The 21,899-nt window shown below is 64.3% G+C and carries 19 protein-coding genes; 4 read left to right on the top strand and 15 right to left on the bottom strand.

Features of this window, described 5'->3' with window-relative positions; translation table 11 throughout:
* Positions 1-168: 168 nt before the first annotated feature.
* The gene (locus tag ACOQPD_RS08825) at positions 169-2,337 is read left to right on the top strand and encodes a site-specific DNA-methyltransferase (RefSeq protein WP_420611585.1); all 2,169 of its coding nucleotides are present in this window, start codon (positions 169-171) and stop codon (positions 2,335-2,337) included.
* Positions 2,334-4,838, top strand: a complete 2,505-nt coding sequence (locus ACOQPD_RS08830; protein ID WP_420611586.1) for a DEAD/DEAH box helicase — start codon at positions 2,334-2,336, stop codon at positions 4,836-4,838. The genes ACOQPD_RS08825 and ACOQPD_RS08830 overlap by 4 nt, the downstream gene beginning before the upstream one ends.
* Here ACOQPD_RS08830 and ACOQPD_RS08835 read toward each other — a convergent pair.
* From ACOQPD_RS08835 to ACOQPD_RS08855, 5 genes are all read right to left on the bottom strand, one after another.
* Positions 4,835-5,857, bottom strand: a complete 1,023-nt coding sequence (locus ACOQPD_RS08835; RefSeq protein WP_420611587.1) for a hypothetical protein — start codon at positions 5,855-5,857, stop codon at positions 4,835-4,837. The two genes, ACOQPD_RS08830 and ACOQPD_RS08835, sit on opposite strands and share 4 nt — an antisense overlap.
* Before the next feature lie 104 nt (positions 5,858-5,961).
* Complete coding sequence (locus ACOQPD_RS08840; RefSeq protein WP_420611588.1) at positions 5,962-6,459, bottom strand: DUF4365 domain-containing protein; 498 nt, start codon at positions 6,457-6,459, stop codon at positions 5,962-5,964.
* Positions 6,459-6,878: an N-6 DNA methylase gene (locus tag ACOQPD_RS08845; RefSeq protein ID WP_420611589.1), complete on the bottom strand. Its 420-nt coding sequence runs from the start codon at positions 6,876-6,878 to the stop codon at positions 6,459-6,461. Before ACOQPD_RS08845 ends, ACOQPD_RS08840 begins: the two co-directional genes overlap by 1 nt.
* A gap of 45 nt (positions 6,879-6,923) precedes the next feature.
* Positions 6,924-7,844, bottom strand: coding sequence for a sugar phosphate isomerase/epimerase family protein (locus tag ACOQPD_RS08850; RefSeq protein ID WP_420611590.1), 921 nt, complete (start codon positions 7,842-7,844; stop codon positions 6,924-6,926).
* A 106-nt stretch (positions 7,845-7,950) separates the two neighbouring features.
* Positions 7,951-9,048, bottom strand: a complete 1,098-nt coding sequence (locus ACOQPD_RS08855; protein WP_420611591.1) for a Gfo/Idh/MocA family protein — start codon at positions 9,046-9,048, stop codon at positions 7,951-7,953.
* Positions 9,049-9,249: 201 nt separating this feature from the next.
* Here ACOQPD_RS08855 and ACOQPD_RS08860 point away from each other — a divergent pair, with 201 nt between their 5' ends.
* Complete coding sequence (locus tag ACOQPD_RS08860; protein WP_420611592.1) at positions 9,250-9,564, top strand: L-rhamnose mutarotase; 315 nt, start codon at positions 9,250-9,252, stop codon at positions 9,562-9,564.
* Between the two features lie 31 nt (positions 9,565-9,595).
* Here ACOQPD_RS08860 and ACOQPD_RS08865 read toward each other — a convergent pair whose 3' ends face one another.
* The 3 genes from ACOQPD_RS08865 to ACOQPD_RS08875 are packed head-to-tail and all read right to left on the bottom strand — an operon-like array spanning position 9,596 to position 12,305.
* Complete coding sequence (locus ACOQPD_RS08865; RefSeq protein ID WP_420611593.1) at positions 9,596-10,651, bottom strand: Gfo/Idh/MocA family oxidoreductase; 1,056 nt, start codon at positions 10,649-10,651, stop codon at positions 9,596-9,598.
* A gap of 21 nt (positions 10,652-10,672) precedes the next feature.
* Positions 10,673-11,794 carry a Gfo/Idh/MocA family protein gene (locus tag ACOQPD_RS08870; protein WP_420611594.1) on the bottom strand — a complete coding sequence of 374 codons (1,122 nt, stop codon included), beginning with the start codon at positions 11,792-11,794 and terminating at the stop codon, positions 10,673-10,675.
* A 7-nt stretch (positions 11,795-11,801) separates the two neighbouring features.
* Positions 11,802-12,305 carry a VOC family protein gene (locus tag ACOQPD_RS08875; protein ID WP_420611595.1) on the bottom strand — a complete coding sequence of 168 codons (504 nt, stop codon included), beginning with the start codon at positions 12,303-12,305 and terminating at the stop codon, positions 11,802-11,804.
* A gap of 178 nt (positions 12,306-12,483) precedes the next feature.
* Here ACOQPD_RS08875 and ACOQPD_RS08880 point away from each other — a divergent pair, with 178 nt between their 5' ends.
* A complete protein-coding gene (locus tag ACOQPD_RS08880) occupies positions 12,484-14,517 on the top strand; it encodes a metallophosphoesterase family protein (RefSeq protein ID WP_420611596.1) in 2,034 nt (677 codons plus the stop codon).
* An 89-nt stretch (positions 14,518-14,606) separates the two neighbouring features.
* On the opposite strand, the gene ACOQPD_RS08885 is transcribed toward ACOQPD_RS08880, so the two are convergent.
* The 7 genes from ACOQPD_RS08885 to ACOQPD_RS08915 all read right to left on the bottom strand — a co-directional run bounded on the left by ACOQPD_RS08885 (position 14,607) and on the right by ACOQPD_RS08915 (position 21,865).
* Positions 14,607-15,335, bottom strand: coding sequence for an SDR family NAD(P)-dependent oxidoreductase (locus ACOQPD_RS08885; RefSeq protein WP_420611597.1), 729 nt, complete (start codon positions 15,333-15,335; stop codon positions 14,607-14,609).
* A 55-nt stretch (positions 15,336-15,390) separates the two neighbouring features.
* Complete coding sequence (locus tag ACOQPD_RS08890; RefSeq protein ID WP_420611598.1) at positions 15,391-16,167, bottom strand: ATP-binding cassette domain-containing protein; 777 nt, start codon at positions 16,165-16,167, stop codon at positions 15,391-15,393.
* Between the two features lie 46 nt (positions 16,168-16,213).
* Complete coding sequence (locus ACOQPD_RS08895; RefSeq protein WP_420611599.1) at positions 16,214-17,254, bottom strand: ABC transporter permease; 1,041 nt, start codon at positions 17,252-17,254, stop codon at positions 16,214-16,216.
* Between the two features lie 22 nt (positions 17,255-17,276).
* Complete coding sequence (locus ACOQPD_RS08900; protein WP_420614376.1) at positions 17,277-19,244, bottom strand: sugar ABC transporter substrate-binding protein; 1,968 nt, start codon at positions 19,242-19,244, stop codon at positions 17,277-17,279.
* 238 nt (positions 19,245-19,482) lie between these two features.
* Entirely contained in the window at positions 19,483-19,926 is a 444-nt protein-coding gene (locus ACOQPD_RS08905) for a DUF1801 domain-containing protein (RefSeq protein WP_420611600.1), read from the bottom strand.
* Between the two features lie 176 nt (positions 19,927-20,102).
* On the bottom strand, positions 20,103-21,101 hold the full coding sequence (locus ACOQPD_RS08910) for a DUF6282 family protein (protein WP_420611601.1): 999 nt from the start codon (positions 21,099-21,101) through the stop codon (positions 20,103-20,105).
* Positions 21,102-21,196: 95 nt separating this feature from the next.
* The gene (locus ACOQPD_RS08915) at positions 21,197-21,865 is read right to left on the bottom strand and encodes a hypothetical protein (protein ID WP_420611602.1); all 669 of its coding nucleotides are present in this window, start codon (positions 21,863-21,865) and stop codon (positions 21,197-21,199) included.
* Positions 21,866-21,899: the final 34 nt, after the last annotated feature.

Raw genomic sequence — 21,899 nt, forward strand, 5'->3', positions numbered from 1 at the left:
CGCCCCCGGCGCACTGTTAGGCCAGACCCAGCGCTACCCACGGTAGGTCGGCGCGCCGTCCAGTGCGATGGACTCAGCCACCTGCTCGCATCCCAGGCCTGGTGACGCGAGCAGCGTCGTGACCATGATCCAGGGCGTCACACCTCCGTACTAGCTTGGTGGGCGCATATGGCGAAGATCGAAGACCTGATTGACGAGATCGCCGACCCGGCTCTGCGCGAGCGGATCGCGGGTGAGGTGAGGGAACTGAAGAGGACCAAGCGTTTCGGTCTGGTGTTCGAGGAGCACATTCCTGAGACCGTGTCTCTCTACGGACTGCCGATCCGGGAGGGGCTGATGGTTCAGAACCGGACAACTCCTGATGATCTGACCGAGTTCCGGGTCCTCAGAGTCGCGGACGGCCACGCCGCCGTCGTGCCCAAGGGCGCCGACGGGCCCGAGACCTGGATTGCCGTCGAGGACCTGCTGGTGGTCAAGCGGTTCCACGAGCAGATCTTCCCCGGCCTCACACCTGTCGGCGACGTGCGGCGGGGAGACGCCGGAAAGCCTGCCCATGTCGTGATCAACGGAGAGAACTTCCACGCCCTGCAGGTCCTGCGGTGGGCCTACGCCGGGAAGGTGGACTGCATCTACATCGATCCACCGTACAACACGGGCGACAAGTCCTGGAAGTACAACAACCGCTTCGTCGACGAGAACGACGCCTACCGCCACTCGAAGTGGTTGTCCTTCATGGAGAAGCGCCTCCGGATGGCCAAGCCGCTGCTGAAGCCCGACGGGGTGCTGGTGGTGACGATCGACGAGCACGAAGTGCACCATCTAGGCGTTCTGCTTGAGCAGTTATTCCCGGAAGCCCGGCGACAGATGGTGACAATCGTCATCAACACGGCTGGGGCGCAGAGACCCTCTGGATTTACTAGGGCCGAGGAACACGCTTTCTTTTGCTTCTTCGGTAACGCACGCCCTTCACCACTGCGTGACGATCTGCTGGCCGACGAGAGTCGCGCGAAGACACTCCAGCTCTGGTTCCCGCTCGTTAGGAGCCGTGGCATCGACGATCGCCCATCGAAGCGTCCAGGACTCGTATATCCGGTCGCGGTTGATCCGGAGACCGGACAGATCGTAGGAACTGGCAGAACTCTGAAGGAGCGAGTTGATGCTGGCGAAGTCGAGGGGGATCTTGACAACTGGATACCACCGTCGTCGAACGTGGATTTCGAGAATTGTGACATCGAGTGGCCATTACTTGATGGCCGAGTTATGTCTAGATGGCAACTAAAGCCGAAGACGCTTATGGATCTTGCCCGACATGGGTTCGTGCGTCTTCGACGCAGAGATAACTCGGTCCAAGATTCAGGCAGATCGTGGTCAATCAGCTATGTCAAGATGGGAAACCGTAAGAGAGTGTTGAACAGGGAGATCCCTACGCTCGGCACCGAGAGCAGTGGGGCGCTCATCCTGGGAACTGCGGAACGTCGGGTTGTGCCGAAGACCGTATGGAAGAGGGGGAGCCACGATGCGCGGATCCGTGGCACAAGGACTCTCCGACAACTAATCGGTGATAACACCTTTAGTTATCCGAAGTCACCGTATGCAGTCTTTGATACACTTTCGACAGTCGTCATCGATAATCCGGAGGCAGTCATACTGGACTTCTTCGCGGGTTCCGGTACTACGCTCCAAGCCACGGCAATGCTCAATGCGAACGATGGCGGTTCGCGACGTTGCATCCTGGTCACGAACAACGACCTGTCGGAAGATGATGCCAGTTCCTTCCACAAAGATGGTGTCTTCGTTGGTGATCCGGCGTTCGAGCGGAGGGGGATATTCGAGTCTGTCACCCGTCCGAGGGTTGACGCCGCTGTCACCGGCCAACGACGGGACGGCGAACCGGTAGAAGGCGAGTATCTCCACCAGTACCTCGAGGGACGAAGGCTCAGCGACGGTCTAAGCGAGAACGTTCAGCACTTGCGCCTGGACTACCTCGAACCTGATCTCGTGGATCTAGGTCGGCAGTTCAACGTAGTCGTTCCCATGTTGTGGATGGCGGCAGGGTCGATCGGTGAGTGGGAGGAATGGGACGGAATTGCCCCTTGGTCTCTGCCAAAGGGATCCACCTACGGAGTGCTGTTCTACGACCAACACTCGGCGCCCTTCGCTCAGGCCGTCGACGCCCACGCGTCAGTGACCCACGTGTGGCTGGTCACCAACTCCCGTACTTCCTTCCTAGAGATGCGCAGCGCGCTCCCCGAAGAGAGACGCCTCCGCGTCCGCCAGCTTTACCGCGACTACCTGCGCAACTTCACCGTCAACGCACCCGGGGCTCTCGGCGAATGAGGCTCACTCTCAAGGACTTCCAGAAGGTTGCGGTGGACGACCTTTCCACGAGGGTCCGGCAGGCCGCGTCGATAGCCGGACCCAACTCGCCACAGGCGGTCGTCCTGTCGGCGCCTACCGGAGCGGGCAAGACGGTCATAGCTACCCGGCTCATAGAGCGGATTCTCGAGGGAGATGATGAGGCGGGGCCGGATAGTGATGCCGTCTTCCTGTGGATCACCGATCTGCCGGAGCTCAACCGCCAGACCTACAACAAGATGATCAACACCTCGGACGTTCTGTCGCCGCTCGCGATGGAGATTATCGACTCGTCGTTCAATCACCGGATGTTGAGCCCCGGACGTATCTACTACCTCAACACGCAGAAGCTCGGCCGGGACAAGCTACTCACCACGTTGGGGGACCGCCGCCAGTACACGATCTGGCAAACGCTCGACAACACGATCAAGCATATGGGCGCGCGCTTCATGGTCATCATCGACGAGGCGCACCGGGGCATGCGGACCCGTCGCGACGAGAAGGCCGCGGTGACCATCATCCAGAAGTTCCTCAAGGGCAGCGACGAGATGCGCCAAGTTCCGCTTGTGCTGGGCATATCGGCTACCCCGCAACGATTCAACAATCTCGTCGCCGGAACCCGCACGGTGCACCCGGTACATGTCGGAGCGGCGGATGTCCGGGCCTCGGGCCTGCTGAAGGAGCGGATCGTCCTCCATCACAGCGCCGATGATCAGCAGATCGATATCACCTTGCTGCGGGAGGCGACCCGCCACTGGCACGGCTACACCCAGCGCTGGGCTGCCTATTGTGCCGAGGAAAGCGAACAACCCGTGGTTCCGCTCTTCATCGTGCAAGTCGAGAACGCGCCGAGGAGCAGGAGCGGAACCCGGACTGACCTGGCTACCGCTATACGGGCGATCAACGAGGAACTTCCACGCCCATTGCCGAACAACGCGTTCGCCCACGCCTTCGACGAGTCCACCGCCCTAGATGCGGATGGGTTCGTGATTCGGTATCTCGCCCCATCCCGGATCGCCTCCGACCGCGACGCCCGCGTGGTGTTCTTCAAGACGGCCCTGTCCACCGGCTGGGACTGCCCCCAGGCCGAGACGATGATGTCGTACCGCAAGGCCCAAGACGCCACCTACATCGCCCAACTGATTGGCCGGATGGTCCGCACGCCGCTGGCCAGGCGGGTCGAGAAGGACGAGAGCCTCAACTCGGTGTCACTGTTTCTTCCCCACTACGACGCCAAGGGTGTGGCCTCGGTCGTTGACCGCCTGACCGACTCCGACCATGAGTTCGTCCCGCCCACACCAGTCCAGCCATCCACCGAGGCGGTGACCCTGCATCGGGCAGACGGTTCCGAGCCCATCTTCAAAGCTCTCGCCAAGTTACGCGGCTACACGGTCCCTACCCGCCGGAAGATCAAGCAGGTTCGCCGCATGATGAGTCTGGCCCTCGCACTCGTCCAGGACGGTATCCACCAAACCGCCATTGCGACCGCCAGGTCCGCGGTGTGGTCGTTGCTCCAGACCAAGCTCGACGCGAAGCGCGCAGATCAGACTTTCGTCGATCAGGTCCACGGGAAGGCGCTGGTCTCGTACGGGACACGCGTCTTCGATCTGACGAGGCAGGAGTTCGTCAACGCAACCGCCGGAGAGGTAGCGATCTCGCCAGAGAACCTCAACGACCTCTTCGACGAAGCCGGGCGCCGGATCGGTGAAGGCCTACATCGCGACTTCTGGCAGCAAACCGTCGCCGGAGTGGACGACATAGCGATAATCCGCCACGCCAAGATCGAAGTCGCAGTACTGCTCTGCGACCCTGCCATCGTCGAGGAAGTCGAGAACCTGGCTCGTTACCAGGTCGACCTGTGGCGAAGCCAGTATGTGGATCAGATCGACAGCCTGCCTGAGAAGCGACACTCCGTTTACGCCGAAGTCGCCGGCTCAGCCCACCAGCCTTCGAAGACAAAGATCAGGCACCCCGAGCGGGTGGCGTGGAGACGCCCCACCGGAGCACCCGCCTGGGACAAACACATCTACGTCGATGACGACGGAGCCTTCGCCGACGACTTCAACAACCTGGAGTCCGAGGTCCTGAACGCCGAGATCCCGAACTGCCTCGGCTGGCTTCGCAACCCCGACCGCAAGAACTGGTCGTTCACGATCCCCTACGAGCGCCGACCCGGCGAGTACAAGCCCGTCTACCCCGACTTCCTCTTCTTCCGCCAAGAAGGCGACCGCGTCGTCATCGACATCCTCGACCCCCACGGCGCCCACCTCCCCGACGCCGTAACCAAAGCCAAGGGCCTAGCCCTCTACGCCCAGACCCACGGCCACCACTTCGGCAGAATCGAGACCATTGACAGAATCGACGGCCAGCTACGCCGCCTCAACCTCAAAGACCACAGCATCCGAGACCAACTCAACACCGTCACCAACAACGACGGCCTCGCCGCCCTCTACAAGGCAAGAGCCAACAATGCGAGGTGTTAGAAGTCCGGCCCGTCGTCCCGAAGCACCTCCTCGAGATGCGGATTCAACAACCTCCATCGCTGGCCCATTCGCTCAAGATCGCCCGTCAACAGGACCGGAACTCGATCGCTATGGGCCTGAACCACCTGTTCGTAGTCCTGCCGGTCTAGCAGCGCCGTGACCGATTGACCTTTCCCGTCGATATTGGTGACCAGACGTATTGTGCCATCCTCTTCGGCCTCCCCGCGTGTCAGGCGCCGAACGTAGCCGATGAGGCGAACGTCCGGCCGCGGCGCCCGCTCCCGAAGCAAGCGGGCGGCCTGGCTTAGCAGAGGTGCATCCGCCCGGCCGAACCGAACAACGGGTCGCGGTGTCGTCACCGGTCGGGTCCGTGCCCACAACACATTTATGTCCAGCCGCGCAAATGGCTTAATGATCCGGACCAAGGCTTCACACAGATTAGCGCTCACACCACTTTCTGGCACCTCAGCGAACGCACCTTCGTCTCCTGCAGCCGTTCGTTCCGTCGCATGGCGTGCCGCTGCCAGGGCTTCCATCAAACGCAGTGTCAGACGCCGCTCGATCAGCGAGTCTTGATCGTCGGGGAGCGAGAACAACCTGGACATCCGCACCGGTATGACCGGTGTTACCAACGTCACCACGAAGCTCCCCTGGTCCGTCTGCCCAAGACAAATGCGTTCTAGCAGATCGGCCGCATCCCTATTCGCTCCCGCCCGATACACCGCCTTGGGTTTGCCTAGGGAGCACGCAGCCGCCAGCAACATGTCCCGCGCTCCGCTGATCAGGTCCACACCGTGGTTCAACCCTATGCTGCCGTCTTCGCTCTCACCTGCCCGGACACGGATGACGTCACGGTCGGCGGTTACCAGCGAGCGATACACGGTCATTTCGTCCTGCCGAGCAACCGTTGCGAACATCTTGATCAACGAGGCCACAACGCTCGCGTAGTCTCCGAGGCGCTCCGTACGCGGGACGATGACCTCCGGAAGCTGCTCACCGATGTAGACGTCCGAGTGCATGCGGTACGGCTCGTGCCGAGTCCAGCCCACGGAGCGGGCATACGCCGACAGTGCCCCAGGCGAGACCGCCAGTAGCGCTTCCCGGTCATGAATGCTAACTCGCATCAGATGTCTCCGGTCCTAGAACGTTCCATCAGGATTTTCAGGGCCTCGACATTCAGTACATTCCCCTCCGGGATACGAACTGTCACAGTCTGCTGATCGACTACCTCGTCGTGGTCCTGCTGTAAACTCAGCCAGTAGGCCCGGCGACGAAGCACGAGCTTCTCGCTCTTCACAGTCATCCATCTCCGCTCGTTCGTCGGAAGCTCCAGCACCACGAGCAATCGGGGCGTCTGCGTTTCTTCGCGAAGATCGCGGTAGTTCTTGATGCTCAAGAGAAACCGCAACAAGCCATTTTTCGGTTCGGCGATCTTCGTCGAGGCCTTCAGCTGGAGGTCAAGGGCCGGGCGACGCGGCCCGCCTGCCTGAACTCGCAGATCGACGCTATCCCGGTCCGGCTCCGGCACGGAAGTCGCGTAACCAGCACGTGCCGCCAGAGCCTTGACATACACTCGAGACAACGCCTCCTTCTGGTCCGGGCTAGTGAGCAAAATCCCCATCACCGGCTTGCCCCCACGAGTTCCTCAGCATCTGGAGTGCGGATGTCGCCCGAAACAAGCTTGGGAAGCAACATGCCCGGCGATCCAAGGCACGCGTCATAAATCCGTCCGCTGTACGGCTCCAGCATCTCTACCAGCAACCGCACCCTGCTGCGAGGAGTGTGGAACCCGCCGCGCCGTTTGCCCGCAGCGTCGCCGATGCGGGACAGGAAGTACTCATGGACCCGACCGAGCACATGCTTCGATCGCGAATCCTTTTCCTCCACTTCGATGTTCCCAACCAGGTCGATCAGGTTCCCTCGCCTACGCTTGTCCAGCGCCGACAGAGTGTAGTCCTTGAGCAGGACTCCCTTGAGTGCCGCATGGACGAGCCCTCGGCGTTGGTGGTTATCACCGCTCCCGGCCACGGCCTTGAACACAGCGAAGTCGTCCAGGTAACACCGATATCGACCCTGGCCCTTGAATTATCCCGTGAGCCGGATCGACTCTCGAAGCCAGGTGATGCTCTCCTTGACCATGCGGTCTTCCTGGCTGCCGGGAGGGAGGGTGGCCAGCTCGACGCAGGCGAGGCTGTTGAAGTCGGCGGAGCGGAGTTCGGCCAGGACACCGTCGAGGTTGAGATCGCCTTGGCCGAGGGAGGTGCAGGGCCACCAGCCTCCGGGGTTGCCGAAGTCGGCCTCTGAGAGGTCCAAGTCCTTGACATGGACCATGTCGGTCAGCGGAGCGAGGAGGCTGGTGGCTTCCATGAGGTCACTGCCCACCCTGACGACGTTGGCGGTGTCGAGCACCACGCCCAGGTTGGGGGCGTCCACCCGGTCGATCAGCTCGGCGAGCGCACGGACCGGGAGGGCGGTGTGGGTCTCGATGGCCAGCCGGATGCCTTGCTCGGCAGCGTGGCGGCAGGCTTCGGTCACGCGGGGAACGAGCCGCTCGACCGAAGCATCGACTGGTTCCATGTCCCAATGGGTGTACGTGCCCACCACCAGACGCACCAGATCCACGCCCATGCCGGCGGCGATGTCGATGACCCGGAACAGATCCTCGAGTCGCTCCCGGGAAGTACCCATCTCCAGCCCACCGGGATGGCCCCAGGCCAGCACGGCTTCTAGACCGGTCTCGTCGAGGGTCAGGGCCAGACGCTCGCGGAAGTTGGGGTCGTCCAGGTCCAGGTAACAGGTCTCCAGGCTTACCCCGTCGACCTCCAACTCGGCAGCCCGGTCCAGGAAGTCCCAGGTTGTCCAGCGAGTTCCCGGGTCCTCCTCGCCCTCCCGTATCTCGCCGAAGAAGCGATGGTACGAGTAGGTGTCGATCCCGACCCGCATCAGGGCCGCGGTCTGTCCGTGAAGCGGTGTCGAGCCATGCGACGCCAGCGGCGTTCCTCGCAAGGCCCGCCGACAAAGGCGTACCCGCAGCGGTACGTTGAGGAGGCGAAACGCAGCGAGGGGCGTCGCTGGCAAGCAGGGCGCGGCAAACTACTTTGCGGGCAGACCGCTAGTCGAGACCGGCGACTCTGGCCAGACCTCCCGTGCGGAGACTCTCGTAGGCGGCAGCAACCACCTCGACCGACCTGGCGCCGACCTCGGCCGGCGACCGGTTGGGCACGTCCTTGCCCTGGGTGAGGTCGATCAGGGTGCTGGGCGGACCGTCGCACTGGTACAACCCGGCGTGATCAGGCAGGTCGGGCTTGTTATCGGTCCCGTCCTCGCGGAAGTGCCAGAGGAAGTCCCGTTCCAGATCGACGATCAACTGGCCCTCGGAACCGTAGAAACGCACCTGGAGCTGGTGGCGCGGCCATGGCTCGTCGGCGATGTCGCCGATTCCCGCCTGGCTGGGACAGCTGGCGCCGCTCAGGACCCCTGTGGCGCCCGACTGGTAGCGGATGCTGATGGCATCGTGCAGGTCGACCCGGGCGCCGACGTTGTTCATCAGAGCGAACACGTCCTTGGCCCGCTCTCCGCTCAGCCACAGGGCCAGGCCCATGGCGTGGCTCAGCTGGGCCGGGGCGTAGCCTCCCCCGGACATGGCCGGGTCGGTCCAGGTGTCCCAGTCGGGCATGAAGTCGGTGGCCGAGCCCTCGTAGGCGCCGGTGGCCTTCAGCAGCTCCCTGGTACCCGATGCCATCGCCACCAGGATGTGCTCGATCTCGCCTACCCCGCCGTCCTCGGTCATCATCCGCTTGGCCTCGATGACGGTGGGCCGGTAGTGCCAGCCGAACGAGATGACCAGTTCCCGACCCAGCGCTTTGGCCGTGGCGTCGAGATCCCAGGCGTCGGCTGGATCGATGGTGACCGGCTTCTCACAAAGCACGTTGGCACCGGCTTCCATGGCGGCCTTGGCGTGCTCATGGTGGAACACCGACGGGCTTCCGACCACCACCGCGTCCAGGTCATGTTCGAGAGCTTCCCGGTAGTCCTCGGTGATGTGCTCGAACCCGAAGCGGTCCTTCAGCATCTCGAGGGCATCCATACCCTTCCGAACGGCCACCACCAGTTCCACGTCGTCCCGCGCCTGGAGTACGGGGATGTGGTTGCCCGCCGCCCAGGAGCCGGCGCCGATCACACCTACCCGCACCCGATCGTTCGCACCCATGAACCCTCCAATCCGCTGTCGACACCGAGCACGCCGAACAATAATCGCGGGTCCGAGCCGGTCACATTTCCTCAGCACGGGGCCGGATAGGCCTGAGGGGAGATAGTGGTGGTCTGTCTGTGGAATGGCGGTGTGGTCTGGTTATTTCGCAGGCAGAGCACTAGATTCGAGCGAGTACCCAGACGGTTCGAGGAGGCTTTCATGCAGCGAGCGTGCTTCACATTCGAGATCTATCCGGACAAGGCCGACGAGTACAAGAAGCGCCACGACGAGATCTGGCCCGAGCTGGTCGAGGAGATCCAGAAGGCGGGGCTCAAGAACTACAGCCTGTTCCGCCGCGGCACCCAGATCATCGCCTACGTGGAGGCCCACCCGGATGTCGCCACCGCCTTCGGCAAGATCGGAGCCACCGAGGTGAACGGCCGCTGGTCGAAGTGGTTCGAGGACGTGATCCTCAGCCTTGTGGACGAGGACGGCAACCTCTACTGGGCCGACGAGGTCTGGCACCTCGACTGAACAACTGCCCCGCGCCTCGGCGGTGCGAGCATCATGGTGCGCCGGGAGGGGGATGGTCAGCAAGCCAGGGCGGGTTGGGAATTAAGCGCGCCGGCGGGTAGAAACCTGGCCGGGCCGACAGGACGGCGGGAACCGCATTCACGAGCAGGGCCGCGGTGGTTGACACGGCGGGCATGCCCGGTTCCATCGTGAGGTCGAGTTCGTTCTCCCCTTGTATACGGATACGGTCCCGGGTCTCCCAGCCGACTGCTTCCGGAGCGACATGCAGGGACAGTTCGAATCGGAGCCACTCCCGTCCTCTCACCGTTGCCGTGGCCAGTTGGACGACGCCTGCGGTCTCGGGTGGCTCGATCGTGTACCCGGCCAGGACATGAGCGCGATCAGCGAGTACCGGTTCGATCTTCTCCTCGAACCGCTCGATCTCCAACCCCATCCCGTCCGCGATGATGCGGGCGCTCTCCGCGAAGCCGATGTGGCCCCGGACCCTCCGCGACCGGACGGCCCTGCGGAACTCGGCCTCGGTGTAGCCGACACCCAGCGAACGGTGCACATCCCGGCCGAATACCGACGCGTCAAGCGTGCGCTGGACGACGATCCTCGAGACATCCCAGGCGGCCCCGGCCAGCACGAGCGGGAGGACATCGAAGGCAAAGCCGGGGTTGATCCCGGTCGCCGTGATCACCACGCCCGCCTCTGTCGCCATGCTCTGAAGACGGCCTGCCATCCCCGGTCGTTCGACATCGGGCCAGGCGAGTTCCTCGCTGGCGCAGACCACGTGGACACCCCTCCGGGCACACAGCCCGATCACGGGCAGCACGGAGTCGAGTTCGGACCGTGTCGCCACGAGCGCGACCTGGGGTCGGGTGGCCTCGAGCATCTCTTCAGGATCGGACCAGACACGGACCCCGGCCCAGGCGCCTATTCCCGGCCGGACGGCAGCCGGTGACGGGCTCCGGGCGGCTGCCACCACATCCATCCAGGATCGTTGCCGGCACAGGTCCAGCGCTGCGGTTGCGACGCTGCCCACACCGAAGAACACGATCCTCACCCGCTCCGATGCGTTGCGGTTCTCGTGCGATGACTCCATCAGGCCTCCCGCCCAGGCGCCCTAGGCCGGCCGCCCGGACCGACCCTCCGAACCATCCGCCCGGACACGGGCGACGGCTCCGGTGCTCGCGCTTTGGTAGGCGGCGCTGAGCAACTCGACGGTCCTGGCGCCCACCTCGGCGGGGGAACGGTTCACCGCCGCGTTTCCGAGGGCCAGGTCGATCAGTACGTCGGGTGGATCCTCACATCCGTACAGACCGGCTCGGGGTGGCAGGTCGACCTTGACGTCCTCGCCGTCGTCACGGAAGAGCCACAGGAAGTCCCGTTCCAGGTCAGCCACGAGATGGCCTTCCGTCCCGTAAACCCGGACCTGGAGCTGGTGCCGGGGCCACGGAGCGTCCTCCTGATCGACCGCGCTCCCCCCGGGCGGGGACGAAGCGCCGGATATCGAACCCGTGGCCCCGGAACTGAACCGCACGCTGATCGCGTCATGAAGATCGACTCCGGCGCCCTCTTCGTTCATGAAGGCGAAGACCTGGGAGGCGCGCTGGCCGGTGAGCCACAGCGCCAACCCCAAAGCATGACTCAGCGCCGCCGGGGCGTACCCACCGCCGGAGAGCCGGGGATCGGTCCAGGTCTTGGCGGCGGGCTGGAAGAAGGCGTCCTGACCCCGGTAGCTCCCCGTACCCCGGAGGAGACCGCGCAGGCCCGAAGCCATAGCCACCAGGATGTGCTGGACGTCTCCAACCCCCGGGGTCTCCATCAGCCTCTTGGCTTCGATGGCGGTGGGACGGTAGTTCCAGCCGAGGGCGAGGAGCAGGTGACGGTCTCGCTCCGAGGCGATATCGTGGAGTGTCCAGGCATGTTCGGGCTCGGTGGTGAAAGGCTTCTCGCACAGCACATGGGCACCCGCCTCCAGCGCCGCCTTCACATGCTCGTAGTGGAGCCCCGCCGGGCTGGCCACGACCACCGCATCCAGTCCCAGCTCCAACGCGTCCCGGTAATCGTCACTGACATGTTCGAATCCGAACCTCTCGCGGAGCAAAGCCAGCGCCTTGCGGTTGGTCCGGACGGCGCTCACCATCTCGACGTCCTCCCGAGCCGCCAGGATCGGGATATGGTTGGCGATCGCCCAGGAGCCGGCGCCGATTACGCCTACCCGAACCCGCTTCCCGTTCTCCATGCTCCGGCTAGCCGTAGGGGTTGACGAACGGGCTCTCGACCTCGAACGGCCTTCCCCCTTCTGCGAACTGGATCAGTTCGATGGAAATGTCGTCCGGGTCGCGCAGGTAGCAGGTGAGGGCGCCCTCGTACCTGCCCCAGGCGCAGCGGACCGGCTCGGGCGATACGAACACTGCGTGGTCCCGCATCCGCTCGTAGTCGCGGTGGATGTCCTCGGTCTCCAGGCAGAGATGGGTGTTACCGGCGTTGTAGGTGGCCATGTCCACCCTGCCCGGCGGCGGGTTGTGGTACTGGAGCATCTCGAGCACTGCTCCGCCCGGCAGCGCCCAGAAGGCGCCCGACATGTCGCAGTTGGGATACCCGACGATCTTCCCGACGTAGTCCTCGACGTCGGCTGCTATCCAGGTGCCCTGCATGAACGGCTCCTTCTCGAGGAACCGGGTCCACCAGGGGACCGACACCCCGAGATCGGTCACCGCCACCCCGACGTGGTCGATCGAAAGAAAAGCCATCGGTCTACCTCCCTGGTCGTGCTGTCCACCACCTCGGAGGTGGCGCCTCCACCGTCGATACCGTGCACGAACAAGTTAGTGATGCTCGACAGGCGCTGCACGGTCCGGCGTACCATCTGATCGGATCCGGTCTCGCAACCGCCCCGTACGCAGATACCAGAACCGAGGAGGTGCGGGTATGCCCCGCTTCGACCGCTCAGACGTACCCGAGGCCGACCTGGAGTTCGTGGTGCTCGCCGACACCCATCACCTGGTCGATCCGGGCATGTATTCCGCCACGGGCGACTCGGTGACACCGGAGATCGTGCGGGAGTGGTCGGACCGGGGTGATTGGGCGCTGGCCCTGGCCAAGGCAACCGAGCCCGCCTTCGTCTTCCACGTAGGGGACCTGGCACAGGAGTACCCGGGCTCCCGGTTCTTCGACACGGGACGGCAAGCCGCGGTGACCCAGTTCGAGGAGTCGGGCCTGGAGGTCAACTTCGCGGCCGGCAATATGGACATCGGTGACAAACCCGATCCGACGGTGCCCGCAGGATGGGTCGAACCGGGATTCCTGAAGCGCTGGGACGAGGATTTCGGCAAGTCGTTCTACAGCCGGACCGCAGGGGACACGCACTTCATCGTCCTCAACTCCCAGATCATGAACACCACCCTGCCGGAGGCCATCGAGCAACGCGAGTGGGTGGACGCCGACCTTGCCGCCCACGCCTCGCACCGGATCTTCATGTTCCTCCACCTTCCCCCCTACCTGGTCGACGAGGACGAGCCCGGCCTGGGCAGCTACGACGTGCTCGACAACCCAGACCGTGCCTGGCTGCTGGACCTGTGCAGAAGCTACGACGTCGAGGCATTGTTCAGCGGGCACACTCATTTCCAGGTGTTCAACCGGGCCGGAGACACCCGCCTGTACACGCTTCCCTCGACCACCACGACCAGACCGGGCTTCTACGAGGCCTTCAACGTCCGTCCCGCTGATCGGGGATGGCTCGACACCGCCAAGCTCGGGTTCTTCCTGGTGAGGGTGACCGACCGGGGGACCTCGGTGCATCTGATCCGCACCAGCGGCGAGACGCATGCCAACCATCGGGCCGGTACCCACATCCTGAGCGGCACGATCGTCGACCTCCCGCATTCTCCGGTAGCCGCATACCTGCGACTGCCCATCACGAACAAGAGCGACGGGGCGATCTCCTACCCCAACCATGTGCGGCACCGGATCCGCGACGACTACCCGCTGCTCTCATGCGTGGAGGCGGGGATCCGCAACGTCAGGTTCCCGATCCACGACCTAGACGTGTCTCTGCAGGCCGGACAACTCGCCGTCCTGCGTCGCGAAGGAGTGGAGTTGACCGCGACCGTCCTGTGTCCCAGGCCGGGTGATATAACGGCCGCGGCTCGCAAGGCCACCGAAGCGGACTTCATCGAGGTCCAGCTGACCAACCGCTTCTTTCCGGACGGCGAAGATCTGGCGGCCCTGGCGGAACTGCGGGAAGCAGGCGTGCGTGTCGCCCTCGCCCCGCTGGCGCTGGAGGACACCGGCAAGGTGCATCTGCGCAGCCGGACCGGCTTCCGGCCCCGGGAACTACCACAGCTCGACGAGATGCTGACCGGCCACGGCCTCGTCCTGGACCGGGCGGTCTGCATGGTCGACGGCTCGGAGTCGGTATGGAGCGACATCCGGGCCTTCGACACCCGACTCCGCTCCGTCGGGGGACTCGACTTCTTGGTACCGCTCGACGCCGACGACGAGGCCAACGCCCTCGCAGCCGCCGAAGCACTGTTCGCGGCCGCCACGATGCCCGGCTGCCGCGTCTACCTCGATCCTCTGCAGGATCTCGACAGGGTGACCAAAGTGGTTCACGGGCTGCTCGACCGGTTGTCGAACCCGCGGCCGGCGTTCTATGTGACCAGGGTGCTGAACACGGTGCTGTTCGGCGAGGGGCGGGCAACGGGCAGCTATTCGGCCGTCGAGCCGGGCGGCGGCGCAAACATACGTGCCATTGAAGACCGGCGATGCGAGTTGTGGCTGGTAACGGAAAACGAGAAGCCCCCGGCAGCCGAGGCACTACGGCGGAGGGTAAGCGGGAATGGAAGGGTCAGGCTGATAAACCCGGTGGCCGGGACGTCCTGGCGGGACACATCTGGCGTTATCGCTGACCTGGTTGCCTCGCCCTCCAGCGGCCAATTGCTCGTGGCCCAGATCCCGAAATAGCTGACCGACCCTTGGCTTGAGGATCGATGCGTTCACCGCGTCGCTCTTCGCGCCTCGCCCGCGAAGGGACCGACTCGACCCATGAGTCCTCAGTACATGAGGGCGCCGCCGGTGACGCTGATGGCGGCGCCGCTTATGTAGCTCGCATGATCCGAGGCCAGGAAGACCACCACCGAGGCGACCTCGCCCGGTTGACCCAGACGGCCCAGGGGACAGGCGGCGACCCCGGCCGCGACCACCTCCTCGGTGTTGTCGGTGTGCTGCATGGGCGTGTCGATCGGGCCGGGGAGGAGGGTATTGACGGTTATCCCGTGCGGCCCGTACCAACGGGCGAAGTCGCGGCTCATCGACACCACCCCGCCCTTGGCCGCCACGTAGGCATGGGCGCCCAGCCTGGTGCCCCGGATGAAGCCCGGTGACGAGAAGTTGACGATCCTCCCGCCCCGCCCCCCGGCGACAAGCGCCTGGCCGAAAGCCCGGCACAGAAAGAACCCGGCCTTGAGATCCACGTCCAACTGGAGATCCCACTCCTCCTCACCCACCTCGTCAAGGGGCTGCCTCTTCAGGGTGCCGGCCACATGGGCAAGCGCCCACAAGTCCCCCAGGGAATCCGATGCCTCCTCCACCAGGCCGCAGAGCCCTGCTATGTCGCGGAGGTCGTACCGTTTCGCATGGTGGAGGGAAGGGCGTGCCAGCCCGGCAACCGCCCGCTTCACAGCCTCCCCCTTGATGTCAACCGCGAACACCCGTGCCCCTGCCTCGGCGAAGGCTTCGGCTGTGGCCTTGCCGATCCCCTGGGCGGCGCCGGTGACGATCACTCCCCTGCCTTCGAGGCCTGCGCCCGGGTTCCAGACGATGGCGGAGCCCCCTGCTTCAGGCGGTGGCGCCGGTGATGTGGGCCACGACTTCCTGGCGGGTGGTCTCGGACTTGGGCAGGTCGGCCACCAGCTGTCCCTGGCGGAGTATGAGCAGGCGGGTGCAGATCGACCAGACGTGCTCCATGTTGTGCGAGATGACGATCATCGCCATGTCGGTCTCCGTGGAAGACACCATCGCGCCGATCATCTCCAGCACCGCGGCGGCTTCCTTGACACCAAGGGCCGCAGTGGGTTCGTCCAGGAGCAGGAGCTTGCCACCCCAGAAGCCGGCCCGAGATATGGCCACGACCTGGCGTTGCCCGCCTGACATGGTCTCGATGTCGGCATCGAGGTTCGGGAACCGGGCGGGGAGGGCCTCGACCGCAGCCCGGGCTCTCCTCCGCATCAACCTGCGGTTGAGAATGCCCAGCTTCCCGCGCCATCCATCCCGGACGACTTCGCGGCCCAGGTAGAAGTTGGCCGGGATGTCGAAGATGTCCACCAGAGCGAGTTGCTGGTAGACGGTCTCGATGCCCTCGTCCCGAGCCTCCGCGGGTGTGGAGAACACCTTGCGGTCACCTTGCAAGTACACCTGGCCTGCGGTGGGGATGACCGCACCGGACAGGCACTTCACGAGGGTGGACTTGCCGGCCCCGTTGTCACCCAGGAGCCCTACGATCTCGTCCCGGTTCAGAGAGAAGCTCACATCGTCCAGGGCCCGTATGGTCCCGTAGTGCTTGGACAGACCCCTGATCTCCAGCAGTGGTGCGTCGGGAACGTTGGCGTATGTCATGACGTTGCCACCTCGACGCATCGCGGACGTACGTCTCCCCCGTACATCACACATCCATCCTGACCTCGGCCTCCCGCCGTCCCAGCTGGTCGAACACCACCGCACCCAGGAGCAGGACGCCGCGGGACACCTCCTGCCAGAAGGACTGGACCTGCAGCAGGACGAGACCGTTGTCCAGCACCGCCAGGATGAGGATCGCCACCAGGGTCCCGATCACCGAGCCCCTCCCCCCGTACAGGCTGGCACCGCCCACGATCACACCGGTCAGGGCCAGGAACTCCATCCTCTCCCCGGTCGTGGGGGACACCGCGCCCACCTGGGACACCACGATCATCGAGGCCAGGGCCACGGTCGCTCCGGTGAGGACGAAGGCGATACCCACCTGCCTCTCGAGCGGGATCCCCGCCAGCCGCGCCGCCTGGGGGTTGGCGCCGATGGCGTACATCTGCTGGCCGTACTTGGTGAGGCGCATGACCACGTAGAAGACCGCCACCACCAGCAACAAGACGATCACGGCCACGGGTATCTCGATTCCTCCGACCTCGAAGCGCGTGCGTCCCAGAAACCTGAATCCTTCAACTCGGACGGCCCGCCCATCCATCACAAGCTTGGAGGCCCCGCGGAAGGCGACGAGCGTGGCGAGCGTGGTGAGGATCGAGTTGACCCGGAACTTGATGATGGCGACGGCGTTGATACCGGCGATCACCATGGCGGCGGCTATCGCTCCGACGACTCCCCAAGCCAGTCCGTAGTCCCTTGCGAACACCGCGAAGACGGCGCCGGCGAACCCGATGGCCGATCCCACCGAGACGTCGACCTGCCGGGCCACGAGCAGCAGGGTCATGGCGCTCCCGATGATGCCGATCACCGCCCCGTTGACCAGGACGTTCACCAGGTTGGTGGAGGTGAAGAAGAACGGCGACCGGATGGTGAAGAAGACGCACAGGATGACCAGGACCCCGACCCGGGCCTGCATGGCCGTGAACCGGACGCGCGACGTCAGCCTCGACATCACCCCACCGGCCGGGGCGCCGGGGGATACTCTCTCCCCGTTGCCCCGGCCTGGGTCAGCGTCTCTGGTATTCACTACCTGACGGGTTACCTGTCGCCTACCCGGCTGCGGCGGGGTAGTGGTCGACGAGGTTGGAAGCGTCCAGGAACTGGTGATCGATGAAGATCTCCCGGCCCGGGTCGTCACCCATCGCCAACGCTATCGCCGCCGGCACCGCCAGACTCCCGTACCGATCCGGGAAATACGCCACGTCACCGATCCACTGCGGATTGTTCAGAATATCCGGCCACGCCGAAGCATCCGCCCCATGACCCACGATGAACACATGCCCACCACGGCCCTGAGTCTCCGCCGCCGCGAACGCAGACGCCGCATCCGGATCACCGAAACTCGACATCACCAGAATCACCGTCGCGTCAGGCACCGTCGTCAAAATATCGGTGAACTGGCGCCGCACGTTCTCCAACGCATCCGAGCCGCCCTGACGCTTGTCCACAACACGGAACTTCGAATCAGGAACCGACCCGCAAACACCCTCAAAGCCCTCACGCGAACCACCAGCCCGCTGAGCATTGATATCAGGCGAACTCAGATTCTCGATCGACACGTACAGATCGAACTCGCAACCGAACTCCGACTGAGCGAAATCACCCAACCCGGCACCCGCCACTAAGCCGGCCTCGTAACCGTTCGACCCCACAAACACCCGCTCGCACGGACCCTGCGGCACGTCCATAGTCACCGTCGGCAGATCACCGTACGCCTCACAAACCGCCTCAGCCGCATCCGGGAAGAACTGCCAGTTGATAACCGCGTCCAACCCCTGCGCATCCAAAGTCCGAGCACACTGGATAGCCGTATCCGTAGAGAAATTCGCATCACACTCGAACAGCTCCACGCCAGCCGACGCAGCCGCCTCACGAATACTCTCCGTCACGATGAACACGAACGGATCCGCATCACCACCAGAGATATAACCCAACTTGATCGGCTCATCAGCCATCATCGCCGAATCATCAGCCATACCGGCTGCGGCGGGGTAGTGGTCGACGAGGTTGGAAGCGTCCAGGAACTGGTGATCGATGAAGATCTCCCGGCCCGGGTCGTCACCCATCGCCAACGCTATCGCCGCCGGCACCGCCAGACTCCCGTACCGATCCGGGAAATACGCCACGTCACCGATCCACTGCGGATTGTTCAGAATATCCGGCCACGCCGAAGCATCCGCCCCATGACCCACGATGAACACATGCCCACCACGGCCCTGAGTCTCCGCCGCCGCGAACGCAGACGCCGCATCCGGATCACCGAAACTCGACATCACCAGAATCACCGTCGCGTCAGGCACCGTCGTCAAAATATCGGTGAACTGGCGCCGCACGTTCTCCAACGCATCCGAGCCGCCCTGACGCTTGTCCACAACACGGAACTTCGAATCAGGAACCGACCCGCAAACACCCTCAAAGCCCTCACGCGAACCACCAGCCCGCTGAGCATTGATATCAGGCGAACTCAGATTCTCGATCGACACGTACAGATCGAACTCGCAACCGAACTCCGACTGAGCGAAATCACCCAACCCGGCACCCGCCACTAAGCCGGCCTCGTAACCGTTCGACCCCACAAACACCCGCTCGCACGGACCCTGCGGCACGTCCATAGTCACCGTCGGCAGATCACCGTACGCCTCACAAACCGCCTCAGCCGCATCCGGGAAGAACTGCCAGTTGATAACCGCGTCCAACCCCTGCGCATCCAAAGTCCGAGCACACTGGATAGCCGTATCCGTAGAGAAATTCGCATCACACTCGAACAGCTCCACGCCAGCCGACGCAGCCGCCTCACGAATACTCTCCGTCACGATGAACACGAACGGATCCGCATCACCACCAGAGATATAACCCAACTTGATCGGCTCATCAGCCATCATCGCCGAATCATCAGCCATGGCGGTGGTCTCGGGCGCCGCCTCGGTGGCGGCAGGGGCCTGGGTATCAGCCGGCTCGGAGGTCTCCTCTTCGCCACCGCAGGCGGCGGCGAAGAGCAGGAAAGCCGTGACAATCACCAACCCGGGTCTGAACCTGTACCACTTCCCTCCAGGCATTTCCTACCTCCTGTAGCGCTGGTTCCCGGCATCGTGAACCCGCCGCAAACCTACCCGGATTGACCGTAGCATGGGCCCCGAAACGGCACCCGGCCAGAAGCTGTCTAACTTCGCTGTCGAGCAACATTCCAGCGCTCTCCGCGCGAACGCGCCCCGACCCGGAAAGTGCCTCTCCTCCTACCGGCCACCAGCCTCCGGATCAGCGGCCGCGGCCTCGGTGGTACAGGTCGACGAAGTCGTTGACGGGATAGCGAGCGACGGCGTCCCCGATCACCTCGAGAGGCAGGTCGTCGAGGCGGCGGAAGCGGACGCAGCTCTTGCCCATGTCCATGCGCTTGCCCGTGGCCCGGTACGCCTGCTCGAAGTCCTCGCGGGCTACCGGATCGGCGTAGACGCCGGACAGGTACACGGCCATGTGCCGTTTCTGCGAGGCGAGCGCCGCGTACATGAGCGGCTTGCCGTTGTAGGTGTCGGACTGGATCGCGAGCGGCACCTCGTAGGAGATCATCCCCCACCGCATCTCCTCCGCGTACCCGTCCGGGAGGTGGTGGAGGATGACCGAACGCACCGCCGAGAGGGCCTCCTCCCGGCCCTCGGGCAAGCTCGCCAGGTATTCCTCAACGGTCTCGGCGTCCGATCTCATCCACCCACCAGGTTAGGACCGCCACGATCAGGATCGCCACCCAGCGCTTCAACAGTCGCCGCTAACACAACGGTAGCGGCTGCAAACTTCACTTTGCGGAGATTTCGGACTCCACTTTGCGAACCTAAGCGCCGTTCGCAGCCTGTGAAGAGCGGAGGAGGTCTGGACCGACCTCCTTACGGATCGAGGCCCAGCAGCTTCTCGGGATTGGTCCTGACCATCTTGCGGATGTCGTCGGTCGGTAGGCCCAGGTCCAGAAGGCAGGCGATGAACTCGCGCAGGCCTTCGACCGGCGCCGGCAACGTGTAGCCGCCGAAGTCCGTCGCCAGGATGCAGTGATCGGTTCCCACCTCCCGCATCTGTTCGGCGGCCTTCCTGATGCCACCGCTCGCCTCGCCCGTCATCTCCTCGTCCGCCGCGTACTCCCGCTCCACGTAGTAGTGGGTCTTGGGGATCGACGTGGTGTGCGTGTAGGCGCCCAGGGTGTATTCGATGAAGGCGCCCTTCCCGGCCATGAACCGGAGCTGGTCGGTCGACGCAGCCTGGGTGACCGCGGTGGCCACCAGCACCCTTCCGATCCCGTACTCGCCGGCGAGATCGACCAGGCGGATCGCCTCCTCGGGCGAGACATGGCCCGTGTTCAGAAAGACCTGGGGATGGTCCGAGATCACGCTCAGTATCTCGTCCAGCTCAGGTCCCACGTGTCCATCCACAGGGATGCGGATGGCCCGATCCACCTCCTCCCTCCTGAACTCCGGGTAGAGGTCCTTCAGGGGTGTGAACTTCCCGTCCACGATCCGGCCTTCCCTGGAGGCCTGGTAGAAGGTGGAATGGGCGCCGAAGCTGATGAACCTGGCGCCGTCGCCGTAGCCGATCGCCGTCTTGACGGCCCGAGGGTTCAGGCCGCCGTACGCAGTATTGAGGATCAGACCGCCGAAGACCGTGAAGTCGGGAACGGCCCGGTTCACGATCCAGGCGATCCCGTTGGTCATCTGGAAGACGTCCATCAGCACGATGGCCCGCATCCCGGCGTCCCGCGCCTCCACAGCCGCCTCGATGGGATCCAGCCGCCTCGGGCTGCTCGGCAGGTGCGGTGTGGCGTGAACGTGGATGTCGATGGCGCGTTCGAGAAGCTGCCGGGACAACTCGAAGGAGCGGTTCTCGGGCAGCAGCACTCAACTCTCCCCACCGCTAGTTCGGCTCGTACCGGAGATCACCCACCCAGTACTGCTCAACGCTCGAGCCGGCTGAGCCGGTAGTTGGGAGGCCTTCATTCCAGACCTCGGCGCTCTACCGTCGTATCGACACCGCGGGCCTCCTTCCACGCCAGACGCTGCTCTACGTCACGGGCTGGAATGTCATGTTCCGCCAAGCGTCTCCGACCGTCGGCCATCCGAGCCTTGATGTCGTCCACCGACAGAACAGCCGGCGCCGGCGGCCCCTCGTCCACCGGCGTTGCGTCGGGTTGGTTGATCAGGTGGGTGGCGGCGTTGTCGAAGTGGTCGAACATGGCTGCCCGGATCTCGGCAGGAAGCGGGCGGCCGGTGCCGTCGGCGAGGGTCGCCGCATCTAGAGAAGCCGTCATGTGCTCCATCCATGCGTCGCGCTCGGCCGGGCCGATTGCGAAGGGCAGGTGGCGCATCCGCAGGCGGGGATGGCCGCGCTTCTCGCTGTATCGCGGCGGCCCGCCCCAGTACTGGGCCAGGAAGCCGGCCAGTCGCTCCCTAGATCCCCGCAGGTCCCTCGGGTACATGGGCCGTAGCAACGGGTCTCGCTCCACGGCGTCGTAGAAACGGTCGACGAGAGCGTCGAAGAAGTCCTGGCCGCCCACCGTGCGGTAGACGGTAGGAGGCGCCTTCATCGTCTCTCGCAGCGACCCTCGCAGGATCACCCTCGCCGGCTGACCCCCTTCACCGACCACGTTGTTCGGCTCGCTCATCTCACCAGCCTAGGAGCGTCCGCGAGGATCGGCT

Source organism: Candidatus Spongiisocius sp. (genome assembly GCF_965221825.1).
In the GTDB taxonomy this organism is placed as follows: domain Bacteria; phylum Actinomycetota; class Acidimicrobiia; order Spongiisociales; family Spongiisociaceae; genus Spongiisocius.

What these genes read in the sequence shown, in the direction of transcription:
- ACOQPD_RS08875 (WP_420611595.1), bottom strand. Translation starts at nt 12,305, where the DNA reads ATGGCTTTTCTTTCGATCGACCACGTCGGGGTGGCGGTGACCGATCTC.
- ACOQPD_RS08860 (WP_420611592.1), top strand. Translation starts at nt 9,250, where the DNA reads ATGCAGCGAGCGTGCTTCACATTCGAGATCTATCCGGACAAGGCCGAC.
- ACOQPD_RS08915 (WP_420611602.1), bottom strand. Translation starts at nt 21,865, where the DNA reads ATGAGCGAGCCGAACAACGTGGTCGGTGAAGGGGGTCAGCCGGCGAGG.
- ACOQPD_RS08890 (WP_420611598.1), bottom strand. Translation starts at nt 16,167, where the DNA reads ATGACATACGCCAACGTTCCCGACGCACCACTGCTGGAGATCAGGGGT.
- ACOQPD_RS08865 (WP_420611593.1), bottom strand. Translation starts at nt 10,651, where the DNA reads ATGGAGTCATCGCACGAGAACCGCAACGCATCGGAGCGGGTGAGGATC.
- ACOQPD_RS08855 (WP_420611591.1), bottom strand. Translation starts at nt 9,048, where the DNA reads ATGGGTGCGAACGATCGGGTGCGGGTAGGTGTGATCGGCGCCGGCTCC.
- ACOQPD_RS08830 (WP_420611586.1), top strand. Translation starts at nt 2,334, where the DNA reads ATGAGGCTCACTCTCAAGGACTTCCAGAAGGTTGCGGTGGACGACCTT.
- ACOQPD_RS08825 (WP_420611585.1), top strand. Translation starts at nt 169, where the DNA reads ATGGCGAAGATCGAAGACCTGATTGACGAGATCGCCGACCCGGCTCTG.
- ACOQPD_RS08870 (WP_420611594.1), bottom strand. Translation starts at nt 11,794, where the DNA reads ATGGAGAACGGGAAGCGGGTTCGGGTAGGCGTAATCGGCGCCGGCTCC.
- ACOQPD_RS08835 (WP_420611587.1), bottom strand. Translation starts at nt 5,857, where the DNA reads ATGCACTCGGACGTCTACATCGGTGAGCAGCTTCCGGAGGTCATCGTC.
- ACOQPD_RS08880 (WP_420611596.1), top strand. Translation starts at nt 12,484, where the DNA reads ATGCCCCGCTTCGACCGCTCAGACGTACCCGAGGCCGACCTGGAGTTC.
- ACOQPD_RS08905 (WP_420611600.1), bottom strand. Translation starts at nt 19,926, where the DNA reads ATGAGATCGGACGCCGAGACCGTTGAGGAATACCTGGCGAGCTTGCCC.
- ACOQPD_RS08840 (WP_420611588.1), bottom strand. Translation starts at nt 6,459, where the DNA reads ATGGGGATTTTGCTCACTAGCCCGGACCAGAAGGAGGCGTTGTCTCGA.